Below are 14308 nucleotides of genomic sequence, written 5' to 3'. Positions count from 1 at the left end.
CCGGAGCCGTCGAGGACTCCCCGGAATCCGGGCCGGGACCCCCGGGAGCCGCCCCCCGCTATCCCGCACGTCATGTCGCCGTAACCGTCGATTCAGACGGGCTTGCGACGCTCGGCCAATGAGACCCGACGTGCCAGAACCTTCGCCGCCCCCCGAGGGGCCCGCGGGGAACGGGACCACGACGCTCCCGCCCGCACGTTCCGACGCGCCCGTGAGCCCGGTCGCGCGGAAGAATGGGTCCATGAGTCAGCAAGACACCCAGGCAGAGGCACAGCACCCGCAGCCCTCCGTGGGCTCCATCGCCGCGCACCGCCCGCACACGGTGGCCGCCGCGGTCTCCGACCTGGAACCCGACATCGACGCGGACCTCGACGCGTACGTGGAGTCCGGGGCCGACGGCGCCCCGCTGCCCCACGGCCGGTTCCTCGACCGGGAACGCAGCTGGCTCGCCTTCAACGAACGCGTCCTGGAACTGGCCGAGGACCCGGAGACGCCCCTGCTGGAGCGCGCCAACTTCCTCGCGATCTTCGCCAGCAACCTGGACGAGTTCTTCATGGTCCGGGTGGCCGGACTGAAGCGTCGCATCGCCACCGGCGTGGCCACCCGCTCCGCCTCCGGCCTCCAGCCGCGCGAGGTGCTGGAGATGATCTGGGCCCGCTCGCGCGAGCTGATGGCCCGGCACGCCGCCTGCTACCACGAGGACGTCGCCCCCGCGCTCGCCGAGGAGGGCATCCACCTGGTCCGCTGGAGCGAGCTGACCGACAAGGAACAGGCCCGCCTGTTCACGCTCTTCCGGCACCAGATCTTCCCCGTCCTCACCCCGCTGGCCGTCGACCCCGCGCACCCCTTCCCGTACATCTCCGGCCTGTCCCTGAACCTGGCCGTCGTCGTGCGCAACCCGGTCAGCGGCCACAGGCACTTCGCGCGCGTCAAGGTGCCACCGCTGCTCTCCCGCTTCCTGGAGTCCAGCCCCGGCCGGTACGTCCCCGTCGAGGACGTCATCGCCGCGCACCTGGAAGAGCTGTTCCCGGGCATGGAGGTGCTGGAGCACCACGCCTTCCGGCTCACCCGCAACGAGGACCTGGAGGTCGAGGAGGACGACGCCGAGAACCTCCTCCAGGCCCTGGAGAAGGAACTCATGCGGCGCCGCTTCGGGCCGCCGGTACGCCTGGAGGTCGAGGAGTCCATCGACCGCGAGGTGCTCGACCTGCTGGTGCGCGAGCTGAAGATCTCCGAGGCCGAGGTCTACCCGCTGCCCGGCCCGCTCGACCTCACCGGCCTGTTCCGCATCCACGGCCTGGACCGGCCCGAGCTGAAGTACCCCAAGTTCGTCGCGGGCACCCACCGCGACCTCGCCGAGGTCGAGTCCGCCTCCCCGCCGGACATCTTCGCGGCGCTGCGCCAGCGGGACGTGCTGCTGCACCACCCGTACGACAGCTTCTCCACCTCCGTGCAGGCCTTCCTCCAGCAGGCCGCGGACGACCCGGACGTCCTCGCGATCAAGCAGACCCTGTACCGCACCTCCGGCGACTCCCCGATCGTCGACGCGCTGATAGACGCGGCCGAGTCCGGCAAGCAGGTACTGGTGCTGGTCGAGATCAAGGCCCGCTTCGACGAGCACGCCAACATCAAGTGGGCGAAGAAGCTGGAGGAGGCCGGCTGCCACGTCGTCTACGGCCTGGTCGGCCTGAAGACGCACTGCAAGCTGTCGCTGGTGGTCCGCCAGGAGGGCGAGACCCTGCGCCGCTACAGCCACGTCGGCACCGGCAACTACCACCCCAAGACCGCCCGGCTGTACGAGGACCTCGGCCTGCTCACCGCCGACCCCCAGGTCGGCGCGGACCTCTCCGACCTGTTCAACCGGCTGTCCGGCTACTCCCGCCGGGAAACCTACCGCCGGCTGCTCGTCGCCCCCAAGTCCCTGCGCGACGGCCTGATCTCGCGGATCAACAAGGAGGTCCAGCACCACCGTGCGGGCCGCCCCGCGTTCGTCCGCATCAAGGTCAACTCGATGGTGGACGAGGCGGTCGTCGACGCCCTCTACCGCGCCTCCCAGGCGGGTGTGCCGGTGGACGTGTGGGTCCGCGGCATCTGCGCGATCCGGCCCGGCGTGCCCGGGCTGTCGGAGAACATCCGGGTCCGCTCCGTGCTCGGCCGCTTCCTGGAGCACTCCCGGGTGTTCGCCTTCGGCAACGGCGGCGAGCCCGAGGTGTGGATCGGCAGCGCCGACATGATGCACCGCAACCTCGACCGGCGGATCGAGGCCCTGGTGCGGGTCGTGGACCCCGGCCACCGCGCGGCCCTCAACCGGCTGCTGGACACCGGCATGTCCGACGCCACCGCGTCCTGGCACCTCGGCCCGGACGGCGAGTGGACGCGGCACGCGACCGACGCGGACGGCCAGCCCCTGCGCAACATCCAGGAGATGCTCATAGACGCCCGGAGGCGCCGGCGTGGCACAGCAACACCTTGACCCGGCGGACCCCACGGCCGGCACGGCGACCGGGGACGCCCTCGCGGGCTACCTCCGGGCCCAGGCCACGGAGTTCCTGCGCGCCCTGCGGCTGCACCGGGAGACCGGCGGCGCCGCGGGCGGCGGCGAGGAGTCCGTGGACGCGGCCAGCGCCCTGCGCCGCTCGGCCCGCCGCATCAGCGCCAGCCTGCACACCTACCGCCCGCTCCTCGACCCCGCCTGGACGGAGTCGTTGCGCCCCGAACTGGCCTGGGTGTCCGGCACCCTGGCCCTGGAGCAGGCGTACGAGGCCCGGCTGGAGAGGCTGTTGCAGGCGCTGCACCGGCTGTCGGGGGCGGCGGCGCTCCCGGACCGGGCGCCGGCCGGACCGGGAGGCGGGCCGCCGGCCGCGACGGACCGCGCCAGTCTCACCGTCGGCGCCGCCAAGGCCGGTGCGCTGCTGGACCGGCAGCTCACCCTCGCCCGGACCAGGGCCCACTCCACCGCCCTCCAGGCACTGGGCTCCAGCCGCTTCCACGCCGTCGCCGACAAGGTCGCCGTGCTCGCCAGCGAGGTCCCGCTCGCCCCGGCCGCGCCCGTCACCGGGCTGCACCCCCTGGCCGCCGCCGCGCGGGAGCGCCTGACGGACGCCGTCGCCGCCCTGCCCCTGCTCACCGCGGGCCACCCGTACAACGCGCAGGCCCTGGTCCACGGCCTGTCCCCGGACCCGTCCCCGCACCCCCAGGACGGCCCCTGGCACCAGGTCCGCCTGCTGCTGCGCCTGCACCGGTACGCCCGAGAGGTGCTGCACGGCGACGCAGCCGCCGACGTACGGATCCTGGCGGCCGGGCAGGCGCTCGACCGGCACCGCGACGCCTCCGAGGCCGCCGCGGCGGCGGCCCAGGCGGCCCGCACCCCGCGGATCGCCCCCGCGACGGCATACGCTCTCGGCGTGCTCCACGCCGACCAGCGGCACGAGGTGGAGGCGTCCAGGTTCGCGTTCCAGCGGGCCTGGCAGAAGGAGACGGTGGAGGCGGTGTGAGCGACACCCCGATCCTGGCGGCGGGCTGCGTCCTGTGGCGCCGCGCCCCGGCCGACGGCGCCCTGGAGCTGTGCCTGGTGCACCGGCCCAAGTACGACGACTGGTCGCACCCCAAGGGCAAGCTGGAACCCGGCGAGGACGCGCTCGCGGGCGCGCTGCGGGAGGTCGCGGAGGAGACCGGGTACACGGCGGAGCCGGGCGCGGAACTGCCCACGCTGCGCTACCTGGTGGACGCCCGCCCCAAGCAGGTGCGCTACTGGGCGGCGCGGGCCGCGACGGGCGGCTTCGTCCCCAACCACGAGGTCGACCGCGTCCTGTGGCTGGCCCCCGCCGCCGCCCGCGCCCGCCTCACCCACGACCACGACCGCGGCCTGGTGGACGCGCTGCTCGCCGTGCTCGAAGAGCGGCCCTAGGCCTTGTCCGTAAAGTGGTGGGCTCGTTGGTCTGTTCGTGGTGCGTCGTCATGAGCTGACTGATGAGTCGTGGGCGGTGATCGAGCCGTTGCTGGCTCCGTCGCGGATGGGCAGGCCGGTGCGGGACCGCCGTCAGGTGGTGAACGGGATTCTGTGGAAGCTGTCCACGGGTGCGGCCTGGCGGGACCTGCCCGAGCGGTACGGGCCGTGGAAGACGGTCTACGAGCGCTTCCGCCGCTGGTCGGCCGACGGAACCTGGGACCGGCTCCTGGCCCGTGTCCAGCAGCACTCGGATGCCGTCGGCACGGTCGACTGGACCATCGCGTGCGTCGACTCCACCACCGTGCGGGCCCACCAGCACGCGGCCGGGGCCCGAAAAGGGGGCCCTGGCCGGGCGAGGCGATCGGCCGGTCCCGCGGCGGGCTGACCACGAAGATCCACCTCGCCTGCGACGGCCAGGGCCGGCCCCTCGCCTTCACGATCACGGCCGGGAACGTCAACGACTGCACCCAGTTCGAGCAGGTCATGGCCCGCATCCGCGTCCAGCGGTGCGGTCCCGGCCGGCCCAGGACCCGACCCGAGCGGGTCGCCGCCGACAAGGGCTACTCGTCCGCGAAGATCCGCTCCTACCTCCGCCGCCGAGGCATCAAGGCCGTGATCCCCGAACGGATCGACCAGATCAACGGCCGCCTCCGCCGCGGCGAGAGCCTCTGCCGACTCGACCGGGCCGCCTACCGGCGCCGCAACGTCGTCGAGCGCTGCTTCAACAAGCTCAAACACCACAAGGCCCTGGCCACCCGCTACGACAAACGCGCCCGCCACTACCAGGCCATGGTCACCATCGCCTGCCTACTGCTCTGGCTCCCCTGACTTTACGGACACGACCTAGTACTCCAGCAGCGGTTCGTGTCTTGAGCTGGTGGTTGTCGTTGTCCTGGTATGGAGGGGATGATTGAAGTCGGTTGCTGGGCTGACGAGTTGGAGTCGGTGTTCGCCCGAGTGGCGGGCCGGTTCGGGCGGGCGGATCTGCGGTGGCGGATGCGGGACTACGTCCGCGGTCTGCTGGGCCAAGCGGCACGGAAGAACGGCTGGCAGCTCGCGGAGTGGGCAGGTCATCGCACTCCCGACGGCTTCCAGCGGCTGCTGAACAGCAGCGTCTGGGACGCCGACGCCCTGCGCGACGACGTCCGCGCCTACGTCGGTGAGTCCCTCGGCCCCAATGGCGTGTTGATCATTGACGACACCGGGTTCATCAAGAAGGGCACCACCTCGGCCGGGGTCGGCCGGCAGTACACCGGAACATCGGGAAAGATCGACAACTGCCAGATCGGGGTGTTCGCCGCCTACGCCACCCGCTCGGGCCGGGCCCTGGTCGACCGGGAGCTCTACCTGCCCAAAGCCTGGACCTTGGATCGTGACCGCTGCCGGGCGGCGAAGATCCCCGACGAACGCGGCTTCGCGACCAAGGGAGAGCTGGCCCGGAACATCGTCCGCCGCTGCCTGGCCGCCAGCCTGCCCGCCACTTGGGTCACCGCGGACGAGGCCTACGGGCAGGACTGGCACTTCCGCCGCCTGCTCGAGCAACTCGACATCGGTTATGTGGTGGCGGTGCCCAAGTCGCAGCAGATCAAGTCCCTGGCGGGCATCTGGCGCATCGACCAGCTCATCGATGAAGCGCCCGGTGATGCCTGGCAGCGACTGTCCTGCGGTGACGGGGCGAAGGGTCCGCGGATCTACGACTGGGCCGGGGCCAAGCTGCCCGCCAACATCATCTTCGACCCCGACCCGCCGACCCATCACCGCTGGGTGATGGCCCGCCGCAGCCTGTCCGACCCTGAAGAGGTGGCCTACTACCTGGCCTACGCCCCGGTGAGTGTTGAGATCGCTGAACTGGCCCAGGTGGCCGGGTCCCGCTGGGCGATCGAGGAGTGCTTCCAGGCCGCGAAGAACGAATGCGGCCTGGACGAGTACGAGGTCCGCCGCTATCCCGGCTGGTATCGGCACATCACCCTGGCGATGCTCGCTCATGCCGTCCTTGCCGCACTCGCAGCACGACCCCGGGCCGGCGGCGAGGCCGCAAAGGGGGCTGCAGAAACGGATCAGCCCTCGTCCCGCTCACCGTGGCAGAGATCCGGCGGCTCCTGGACACTCTCCTGCCTCACCCACGAGCCAACCGCGACCCCGTCACCCACGCACTGAAGTGGTCAGCCTGGAGAAGACACCACCAAGCCGTCGCCCGCCGATGCCACTACCGAAAACGCACCTCAGAACACGAACCGCTGCTGGAGTACTAGGGCCTCTCGTCGGCCGCGGCCGAGCCCGCGTGCGCCGCCGCGTCCGTACGGGCCTGGCTGCGGGCCCTGCGGGCCGGTCCGCGCCAGCCGCAGCTGCACCGGGCCACGCAGAAGCGGCCCTGCTCGGTCGTCGTCGTCAGATGGTCCTGCCCGTCCTCCTGCGCCACGCCGTCCACGGTACCGAGGCCCCCGGACGGGGGCGTGACGGCAGTCCCCTACCCGTCGTTAACCGGAACGACAGGGGCCCGTGACGGACGTACCGGCTGGGGGAAGGCAGACCATGGAACGGCGGCAGCACAGACTCACGGGCAGGACGGCCGTCGCACTGGGCGCCACCCTCGCCACCCTCGCCCTGGGCGCGGGCGCCACCGGCTGTTCCGGCCGCGGCGCCGCCGCGGAGGGCGTCCGCAGCGGCGGGGGCGATCCGGTCGCCCTGCTGACCGGCGCCGCCGACACCCTGCGCGCCGCGGGCACCTCCAAGGCCAGTACGGCCATGGAGATGGCCACCGGCGGCACCCGGGTCACCATCCGCGGCAAGGGCGTCTACGACTACGCCCACCGGCTCGGCCGGCTCACCGTCGTCCTCCCCGAGGACCCGGCCGGCGCCGCCGAGCACCGGCCCATCACCGAACTCCTGGCACCCGGCGCCCTGTTCATGAAGAACCGCGGGGCCGGGGTGCCCGCCGACAAATGGGTACGGGTGGAGACGGCCACCCTCTCCGACGGCAACCTCGTCACCGGCGGCGTCACCGACCCCTACACGGCGGCCGAGGTGCTGCGCGGCACCCGGGAGGCCGCCTACGTCGGCCGCACCGAGGTCGGCGGCACCCCCGTGCGGCACTACCGGGGCACCGCGGACCTGACCCGCGCGGCCCGGCACGCCCCGGCCGACGTACGGCGGTCGCTGGCCGCGGCGGCGAAAGGGTTCGCCACGGCCGAGGTGCCCTTCGACGCCTATCTCGACGACCAGGGCCGGCTGCGCAAGCTGCGCCAGCGCTTCAGCTTCGTCAACGGCCGGCAGAAGACACCGGTGGCGGTCGCCTCGACCACCCTGCTGTACGGCTTCGGCGCCCCCGCCGTGGTCGCCCTGCCGCGCGAGCGGGACATCTACGCGGGCCGGATCGCGGAGGACGGCGGAGCCAACGGGGCCTGAATCCGGCCGACTTCCCGCCCCGCACTAGTCCCAGGCGCCCTCTTGCAAGTAGCCCGTCCGTGCCATGCGCGGTAGGTAAGAGGCTGCCTACCCTAGGAGTTCGGTGACGGCAGGGAAGAGGTGAGGCGGGTGGCGGCGGTCGGCGGTACGGCGGTTCAGGACCACGTGGCCCTCGCCGAGATCGAGCTGTGCGGCGAGCTGATCATCGCGGCCTCGGCCGCCGAGGACCGGCTCAGCCTGGAAAGCATCGACGAGGTGCTCCGCGTCGAACGGCAAGAACGCGAGCGCCGCGCGCAGTGAGCGCGCGGCGCCCGGCAGGGACTCCGACGCGGGGCGGGGACGCCCCGCGCGGGACGGAACGGCGGCGGGGGCTCAGGTGCGCAGCAGCCGGCCGATCGCCTTCGTCGCCTCGTCCACCTTCTCGTCGATCTGGTTCCCGCCCGCGAGGGCCGCGTCCGCCACGCAGTGCCGCAGGTGCTCCTCCAGCAGCTGGAGCGCGAAGGACTGCAGCGCCTTGGTGGAGGCGGAGACCTGGGTGAGTATGTCGATGCAGTAGGTGTCCTCGTCGACCATCCGCTGCAGACCCCGGATCTGCCCCTCGATCCGGCGCAGCCGCTTGAGGTGCTCGTCCTTCTGCTTGTGATAGCCGTGCGTGACGTGTTCGGCGCCGTCCGTGTGCTCGGAGGGTGCCGTGGCGCCGGCCTCGGTCGTCGTCATCGCGGGCCTCCATCTCGGGACGGGTGTTTTCGGTCACACACCGGGGGGACATACCGCCCGGCATACCCCTACTGGGTATATGGTACCGAATTTTGCTGGGTATGGGGGCCTTGGTACGCCCCCGTGATGATCGCCGCGCTTCATGGGCGACACTGGAGGGCGGCCCGATAGCCGTGGCCGGATGATGCGCCTAGCATCAGCCTGACCGAAACCGAAGCACCCCGAGGACCCCACGTGCGCTTTCGTCTGACCCCCAGGGAGACGAGCTTCTACGACATGTTCGCCGCATCCGCGGACAACATCGTCACCGGCTCGAAACTCCTGATGGAACTGCTCGGGGCGGACTCCTCCGCCCGAGCCGAGATCGCGGAGCGTATGCGGGCAGCGGAACACGCAGGTGACGACGCCACGCACGCGATCTTCCACCAGCTCAACTCCTCGTTCATCACGCCGTTCGACCGGGAGGACATCTACGCCCTCGCCGGTTCCCTGGACGACATCATGGACTTCATGGAGGAGGCCGTCGACCTCGTCGTCCTCTACAACGTCGAGGAGCTGCCCAAGGGCGTCGAGCAGCAGATCGAGGTGCTGGCCCGCGCGGCCGAGCTGACCGCGGAGGCGATGCCGAACCTCCGCACCATGGACAACCTCACCGAGTACTGGATCGAGGTCAACCGTCTGGAGAACCAGGCCGACCAGATCCACCGCAAGCTGCTGGCCCACCTCTTCAACGGCAAGTACGACGCCATCGAGGTGCTGAAGCTCAAGCAGATCGTGGATGTGCTGGAAGAGGCGGCGGACGCTTTCGAGCACGTGGCGAACACGGTGGAGACCATCGCCGTCAAGGAGTCCTGAGGCGTCGATGGACACCCTGGCTCTGATCGTGACCGTCGCGGTCGCGCTTCTCTTCACGTACACCAACGGCTTCCACGACTCGGCGAACGCGATCGCCACCTCGGTCTCCACGCGGGCGCTGACCCCGCGGGCGGCGCTGGCGATGGCCGCGGTGATGAACCTCGCCGGTGCGTTCCTCGGCTCCGGGGTCGCCAAGACGGTCAGCGAGGGTCTGATCGAGACACCCTCGGGCGGGCTGGGGATGGGCATCCTCTTCGCCGCGCTCATCGGCGCGATCGTCTGGAACCTGACCACCTGGTACTTCGGCCTGCCCTCGTCCTCCTCGCACGCGCTGTTCGGCGGCCTGGTGGGCGCGGCCCTCGCGGGCGGTACGGCGGTGCACTGGGACGGCGTGGTCGACAAGGTCATCGTGCCGATGTTCCTGTCGCCGGTGGTCGGTCTGGTCGTCGGCTATCTGGTGATGCTGCTGATCATGTGGCTGTTCCGGCGCGCCAATCCGCACAAGGCCAAGCGGGGCTTCCGCATAGCCCAGACCGTCTCGGCGGCGGGCATGGCGCTCGGCCACGGCCTCCAGGACGCCCAGAAGACGATGGGTGTCGTGGTGATGGCGCTGGTGATCGCCGGCAACGAGACGTTCGGCGACCCGATCCCGGTCTGGGTGAAGCTGGTCTCGGCCATCATGATGTCGCTCGGTACGTACGCCGGCGGCTGGCGGATCATGCGCACCATGGGCCGCAAGATCATCGAGCTGGATCCGCCGCAGGGTTTCGCGGCGGAGGCGACCGGCGCGTCGATCATGTTCGGCACGGCGTACCTCTTCAAGGCGCCGATCTCCACGACGCACGTCATCACCTCGGCGATCATGGGCGTCGGCGCGACGAAGCGCGTGAACGCGGTGCGCTGGGGCGTGGCCAAGAACATCGTCCTGGGCTGGTTCATCACCATGCCGGCCGCGGCCCTGGTCGCCGCCCTGGTCTTCGGCCTCGTGAAGCTGACGGTGCTCTAGTCCGGCCTCGCCGCCCGACCGCCCGCGCCCACCCGCCGACACTGGCGGGTGGGCGTTTCGCGTCCCGGCGGCGGCCGCGCGGGCGCACGTGAAGGGGCCCGCCCCCGGGAGCCAGGGGCGGGCCCTTCGCGCCCTCGCGGTGGCACCGCCATGCAGCACCGCGAGGAGTTGGTGCCGGCTCAGCCGAAGCGGCCGGAGATGTAGTCCTCCGTCGCCTGGACCGACGGGTTGGAGAAGATCCGCTCCGTGTCGTCGATCTCGATCAGCCGGCCGGGCTGGCCGACCGCCGCGAGGTTGAAGAAGGCCGTGCGGTCGGAGACACGCGCCGCCTGCTGCATGTTGTGCGTCACGATGACGATCGTGAAGCGCTCCTTCAGCTCGCCGATCAGGTCCTCGATGGCGAGGGTGGAGATCGGGTCCAGCGCCGAGCACGGCTCGTCCATCAGAAGCACCTTGGGCTCGACGGCGATCGCCCGCGCGATGCACAGCCGCTGCTGCTGGCCGCCGGAGAGGCCGGCACCCGGCTTGTTCAGGCGGTCCTTCACCTCGTTCCAGAGGTTCGCGCCCTTGAGCGACTTCTCGACGATGTCGTTCAGCTCGCTCTTCTTGTAGTCGCCGTTCAGCCGCAGTCCGGCCGCCACGTTGTCGAATATCGACATCGTGGGGAAGGGGTTCGGGCGCTGGAAGACCATGCCCACCTCGCGCCGCACCGACACGGGGTCGACCCCGGTGCCGTACAGGTCCTCGTCGTCGAGGAGCACCTTGCCCTCGACCCGGCCGCCCGGGGTGACCTCGTGCATGCGGTTGAGCGTGCGCAGGAACGTCGACTTGCCGCAGCCGGACGGCCCGATGAACGCCGTCACCGAGCGCGGCTCGACCGTCATCGAGATGTCCTCGATCGCCTTGTGGGTGCCGTAGTACGCGGTCAGGCCGCTTACGTCGATTCGCTTGGCCATTGCTTGCTTCACTTCCGTCAGTCGCCGAGGCCGCTTCAGCGACCGGTCTTCGGGGCCTTCCAGCGGGCGATGCCGCGGGCCGCCAGGTTGAGGATCATCACGAAGGCGATCAGCGTGAGCGAGGCCGCCCAGGCGCGGTCGTACGCCGCCGTGGAACCGGAGCTCTGCGAGTACTGCTGGTAGATGTACAGCGGCAGCGCCTGCTGGGCACCCGAGAACGGGTTGTTGTTGATGAAGGAGTTGCCCCACACCAGCAGCAGGACCGGCGCCGTCTCACCCGCGATACGGGCGATCGCCAGCATGATGCCCGTGGTGATGCCGCCGATGGAGGTCGGCAGGACCACCTTGAGGATGGTGCGCCACTTGGGCACGCCGAGCGCCAGCGACGCCTCGCGCAGCTCGTTCGGCACGAGCTTGAGCATCTCCTCCGTGGAGCGGACCACGACCGGCATCATCAGGATGGCCAGCGCCAGCGAACCGGCGAAGCCGAAGGGCTGCATGTCGGCCATCAGCATCAGGCTGAGGATGAACAGGCCCGCGACGATCGACGGGATGCCCGTCATCACGTCGACGAAGAAGGTGACCGCTCGGGCGAGGCCGCCGCGGCCGTACTCCACCAGGTAGATCGCGGTGAGCACGCCGACCGGGGCGCCGATCAGGGTGGCGAGGCCGACCTGCTCCAGGCTGCCGATGATCGCGTGGTAGATGCCGCCGCCCGGCTCGGAGTCGGCGACGACGCCCATGGAGTGCGTCAGGAAGTACGGGTCGAGGACCTTCACACCGCGCTTGACGGTCGTCCAGACCAGGGACACCAGCGGGACCACGGCGAGCAGGAAGGCGACCCACACCAGCGAGGTGGCGATGCGGTCCTTGGCCTGCCGCCGGCCCTCCACCGCGGAGGCGATGACGTACGTGCCGAGGACGAACAGCAGCGCGGCTATCAGACCCCACTGGATGTGGCTGGTCAGCCCGGCGCCCGCGCCGATGCCGATCGCGACCACGATCGAGCCGCCGGCGATCGCCCACGGCGACCACTTCGGCAGGCTTGCGCTGCGCAGCGAGCTGCCGCGCTTGTCGGTTGCGGCTGCGGTGCTCATGCGTTGGCCCCCGAGTACTCCTTGCGGCGGGCGATGATCGCGCGGGCCGCGCCGTTGACCAGCAGGGTGATGACGAACAGGACGAGACCGGAGGCGATCAGCGCGTCCCGGCCGTCCTGCGTCGCCTCGCCGAACTTGCTGGCGATGTTCTGGGCGAAGGTGCCGCCGCCCGGGTCGAGCAGGCTGGTCTGGATGGCGAAGGTCGGCGACAGCACGGTGGCCACGGCCATCGTCTCGCCGAGGGCGCGGCCGAGGCCGAGCATCGAGGCGGAGATCACACCGGAGCGGCCGAAGGGCAGCACCGACATGCGGATGACCTCCCAGCGCGTGGCGCCGAGGGCCAGGGCGGCCTCCTCGTGCATCTGCGGGACCTGCCGGAAGACCTCACGGCTCACGTTGGTGATGATCGGCAGGATCATGATCGCGAGCAGGATGCCCACGGTGAGCATCGAGCGGGGCGCGCCGCCCTGCCAGGAGAAGATGCCGGTCCAGCCGAGGTACTCGTCGAGCCAGCCGAACAGGCCGTTCAGGTGCGGTACGAGGATCAGGGCGCCCCACAGGCCGTAGACGATGGACGGCACGGCGGCGAGCAGGTCGATCACGTACGCGACGGGGCCGCTCATCCGGCGCGGGGCGTAGTGGGTGAGGAACAGCGCGATGGCGACCGCGACCGGCACGGCCAGGACCATGGCGATGACCGAGGAGACCACCGTGCCGAAGGCCAGGACCGCGATGCCGAAGGACGGCGGGACCAGGTTGGTGTTCCACTCGAAGGTGGTCAGGAAGTTGCCGTGGTCCTTGCTGATCGCGAGGGACGCGCGGTAGGTGAGGAAGACCGCGATCGCGGCCATGATCACCAGCAGCAGGATGCCGGAGCCGCGGGACAGGCCGAGGAAGACGCGGTCGCCGGGGCGGGTGGCGCCGCGGTTCACACGCTTCTGGGGGTTCGCGGACGGCTGGGACGTGGGGGGAGGGGCGTCGGTTGTCTTCGTTGTGTCCATCGGGTTCTCCGGTCTGCGGAGCCGTCCGCCGAAGGGGCGCGCGGCTCGTGGCGGCGGTGCACCGGACGGTGCGGCCCGGCCCGCGGGGAGGCCGTGGGAACCGGGCCGCACTCTCGGATCGGGTCAGCTCAGGGTCGCGATGGTGCTGCGGACCTTGCTGATGATCGCGTCGGGCATCGGCGCGTAGTCGATGCCGCTGAGCAGCTTCTGGCCGTCCTCGGACGCCATGTAGTTGAGGAAGGACTTGACGGTGGGCAGCGTGTCGGCCTTGTTGCCCTTGTCGCAGGCGATCTCGTACGTCACCAGGGTGATCGGGTAGGCGCCGTCGGCCTTGGTGTTGTAGTTCAGCTTCAGCGAGAGGTCGCTGCCGGTGCCGACGACCTTGGCGTCGGCGATGGCCTTGGTGGCGCTCTCGGTGCTGGGGGCGACCGGCTGGGCGGCACCGGTGTCGATGCTCACCGGCTTGATGCCGTCGCCGACGTAGGACAGCTCGAAGTAGCCGATGGCGCCGTTGGTCTGCTTGACCTGCTGGGCCACGCCGGAGGACTGCGCGGCGGACTGGCCGCCCTTGGCCTGCCAGGTCTTGCCGCCGGAGTACTTCCAGTCGTTCGGGGCGGTGGCGATCAGGTACTTGGTGAAGTTGTCCGTGGTGCCGGAGTCGTCCGAGCGGTGGAAGGCCTGGATCTTCAGGTCGGGGAGCTTCGCCGAGGGGTTCAGCTTCTTGATCGCCTGGTCGTTCCAGTTGGTGATCTTGCCGTCGAAGATCTTGGCGAGCGTCGGGGCGTCCAGGACCAGGTTGTCCACGCCGTTCAGGTTGTAGCCGATGGCGATCGGACCGCCGACCATCGGCAGGTCGATGCCCTGGCCGCCGTTGCAGACCTTCTTGGACGCGGCGACCTCTTCGGGCTTGAGCGCCGAGTCGGAGCCCGCCCACGGGATCTGACCCTGTGTGAAGGAGGTCACGCCGGCGCCGGAACCGCCGGCCTTGTAGTTGATCTGCACACCACAGGCCTGCGAGAAGTTCTTGACCCAGGCGTCGATCGCGTTCTTCTGCGCGGAAGAACCGTCGGAGAGCAGCTGCCCCTTGGCGCCGTCGCACTTGATCGAGGAAGCGTTGGCGGCCGAGGACGAGTTGCCCGAGGCCTTGGAACCGCCGCCGTTGTCGTCGGAGCCGCACGCCGTCAGGGCCAGGGCGCCGGAGACGGCGACAGCACCGAGAGTCAGGGCGCGCAGCCGGTTCTTGCGCTGAAGCTTCACGTTCGGGAGTTCCTTCCAGGAGCCGCCGCTGTCGGCGGCGTGCGAAGTCGTGGGTGCGGGAGCGC

General features: G+C 70.6%; 14 protein-coding genes and 1 pseudogene. 9 read left to right on the top strand and 6 right to left on the bottom strand.

Going from position 1 to position 14308, the window contains the following annotated elements; genetic code table 11:
• Nucleotides 1–118 precede the first annotated feature (118 nt).
• The 5 genes and pseudogenes from ACSP97_RS19195 (at nt 119) to ACSP97_RS19175 (ending at nt 6106) form a co-directional block, all read left to right on the top strand.
• A complete protein-coding gene (locus tag ACSP97_RS19195) occupies nt 119–2473 on the top strand; it encodes an RNA degradosome polyphosphate kinase (RefSeq protein WP_440553500.1) in 2355 nt (784 codons plus the stop codon).
• Entirely contained in the window at nt 2454–3494 is a 1041-nt protein-coding gene (locus tag ACSP97_RS19190; protein ID WP_440553498.1) for a CHAD domain-containing protein, read from the top strand. Before ACSP97_RS19195 ends, ACSP97_RS19190 begins: the two co-directional genes overlap by 20 nt.
• Nucleotides 3491–3907, top strand: coding sequence for an NUDIX hydrolase (locus ACSP97_RS19185; RefSeq protein ID WP_358274260.1), 417 nt, complete (start codon nt 3491–3493; stop codon nt 3905–3907). The genes ACSP97_RS19190 and ACSP97_RS19185 overlap by 4 nt, the downstream gene beginning before the upstream one ends.
• A 40-nt stretch (nt 3908–3947) precedes the next feature.
• Nucleotides 3948–4777 (top strand): annotated as a pseudogene (locus ACSP97_RS19180) (IS5 family transposase).
• Between the two features lie 78 nt (nt 4778–4855).
• Nucleotides 4856–6106: an IS701 family transposase gene (locus tag ACSP97_RS19175; RefSeq protein ID WP_440553496.1), complete on the top strand. Its 1251-nt coding sequence runs from the start codon at nt 4856–4858 to the stop codon at nt 6104–6106.
• Nucleotides 6107–6197: 91 nt separating this feature from the next.
• Here the strand turns inward: ACSP97_RS19175 and ACSP97_RS19170 are convergent, their stop codons facing one another.
• Nucleotides 6198–6368: a hypothetical protein gene (locus tag ACSP97_RS19170; RefSeq protein WP_355533019.1), complete on the bottom strand. Its 171-nt coding sequence runs from the start codon at nt 6366–6368 to the stop codon at nt 6198–6200.
• A gap of 113 nt (nt 6369–6481) precedes the next feature.
• Between ACSP97_RS19170 and ACSP97_RS19165 the strand changes: the two genes are divergently transcribed.
• Nucleotides 6482–7354, top strand: coding sequence for a hypothetical protein (locus tag ACSP97_RS19165; RefSeq protein WP_355155442.1), 873 nt, complete (start codon nt 6482–6484; stop codon nt 7352–7354).
• Nucleotides 7355–7474: 120 nt separating this feature from the next.
• Nucleotides 7475–7654: a hypothetical protein gene (locus ACSP97_RS19160; RefSeq protein WP_355155440.1), complete on the top strand. Its 180-nt coding sequence runs from the start codon at nt 7475–7477 to the stop codon at nt 7652–7654.
• Between the two features lie 72 nt (nt 7655–7726).
• On the opposite strand, the gene ACSP97_RS19155 is transcribed toward ACSP97_RS19160, so the two are convergent.
• Nucleotides 7727–8071 carry a metal-sensitive transcriptional regulator gene (locus ACSP97_RS19155; RefSeq protein WP_070025122.1) on the bottom strand — a complete coding sequence of 115 codons (345 nt, stop codon included), beginning with the start codon at nt 8069–8071 and terminating at the stop codon, nt 7727–7729.
• 234 nt (nt 8072–8305) lie between these two features.
• Between ACSP97_RS19155 and ACSP97_RS19150 the strand changes: the two genes are divergently transcribed.
• Together ACSP97_RS19150 and ACSP97_RS19145 are read left to right on the top strand one after the other, a co-directional pair.
• Complete coding sequence (locus ACSP97_RS19150; RefSeq protein WP_015493282.1) at nt 8306–8926, top strand: DUF47 domain-containing protein; 621 nt, start codon at nt 8306–8308, stop codon at nt 8924–8926.
• Between the two features lie 7 nt (nt 8927–8933).
• Entirely contained in the window at nt 8934–9932 is a 999-nt protein-coding gene (locus ACSP97_RS19145) for an inorganic phosphate transporter (RefSeq protein WP_070025121.1), read from the top strand.
• A gap of 179 nt (nt 9933–10111) precedes the next feature.
• Here the strand turns inward: ACSP97_RS19145 and pstB are convergent, their stop codons facing one another.
• The 4 genes from pstB to pstS all read right to left on the bottom strand — a co-directional run bounded on the left by pstB (nt 10112) and on the right by pstS (nt 14243).
• Entirely contained in the window at nt 10112–10888 is a 777-nt protein-coding gene (gene pstB, locus ACSP97_RS19140; RefSeq protein WP_355155438.1) for a phosphate ABC transporter ATP-binding protein PstB, read from the bottom strand.
• 35 nt (nt 10889–10923) lie between these two features.
• Nucleotides 10924–11985 (bottom strand): phosphate ABC transporter permease PstA, encoded by a 1062-nt coding sequence (pstA, locus tag ACSP97_RS19135; protein WP_355155436.1) that lies wholly within the window; start codon nt 11983–11985, stop codon nt 10924–10926.
• Entirely contained in the window at nt 11982–12986 is a 1005-nt protein-coding gene (gene pstC / locus ACSP97_RS19130) for a phosphate ABC transporter permease subunit PstC (RefSeq protein WP_355533021.1), read from the bottom strand. The genes pstA and pstC overlap by 4 nt, the downstream gene beginning before the upstream one ends.
• Nucleotides 12987–13109: 123 nt before the next feature.
• Nucleotides 13110–14243, bottom strand: coding sequence for a phosphate ABC transporter substrate-binding protein PstS (pstS, locus tag ACSP97_RS19125; protein ID WP_355155432.1), 1134 nt, complete (start codon nt 14241–14243; stop codon nt 13110–13112).
• Nucleotides 14244–14308: the final 65 nt, after the last annotated feature.

The organism is Streptomyces sp. SCPE 10, assembly GCF_051980735.1.
In the GTDB taxonomy this organism is placed as follows: domain Bacteria; phylum Actinomycetota; class Actinomycetes; order Streptomycetales; family Streptomycetaceae; genus Streptomyces; species Streptomyces misionensis.
The sequence above is the reverse complement of the archived record's forward strand: the minus strand, read 5'-3'. Positions and strand labels throughout refer to the sequence as shown.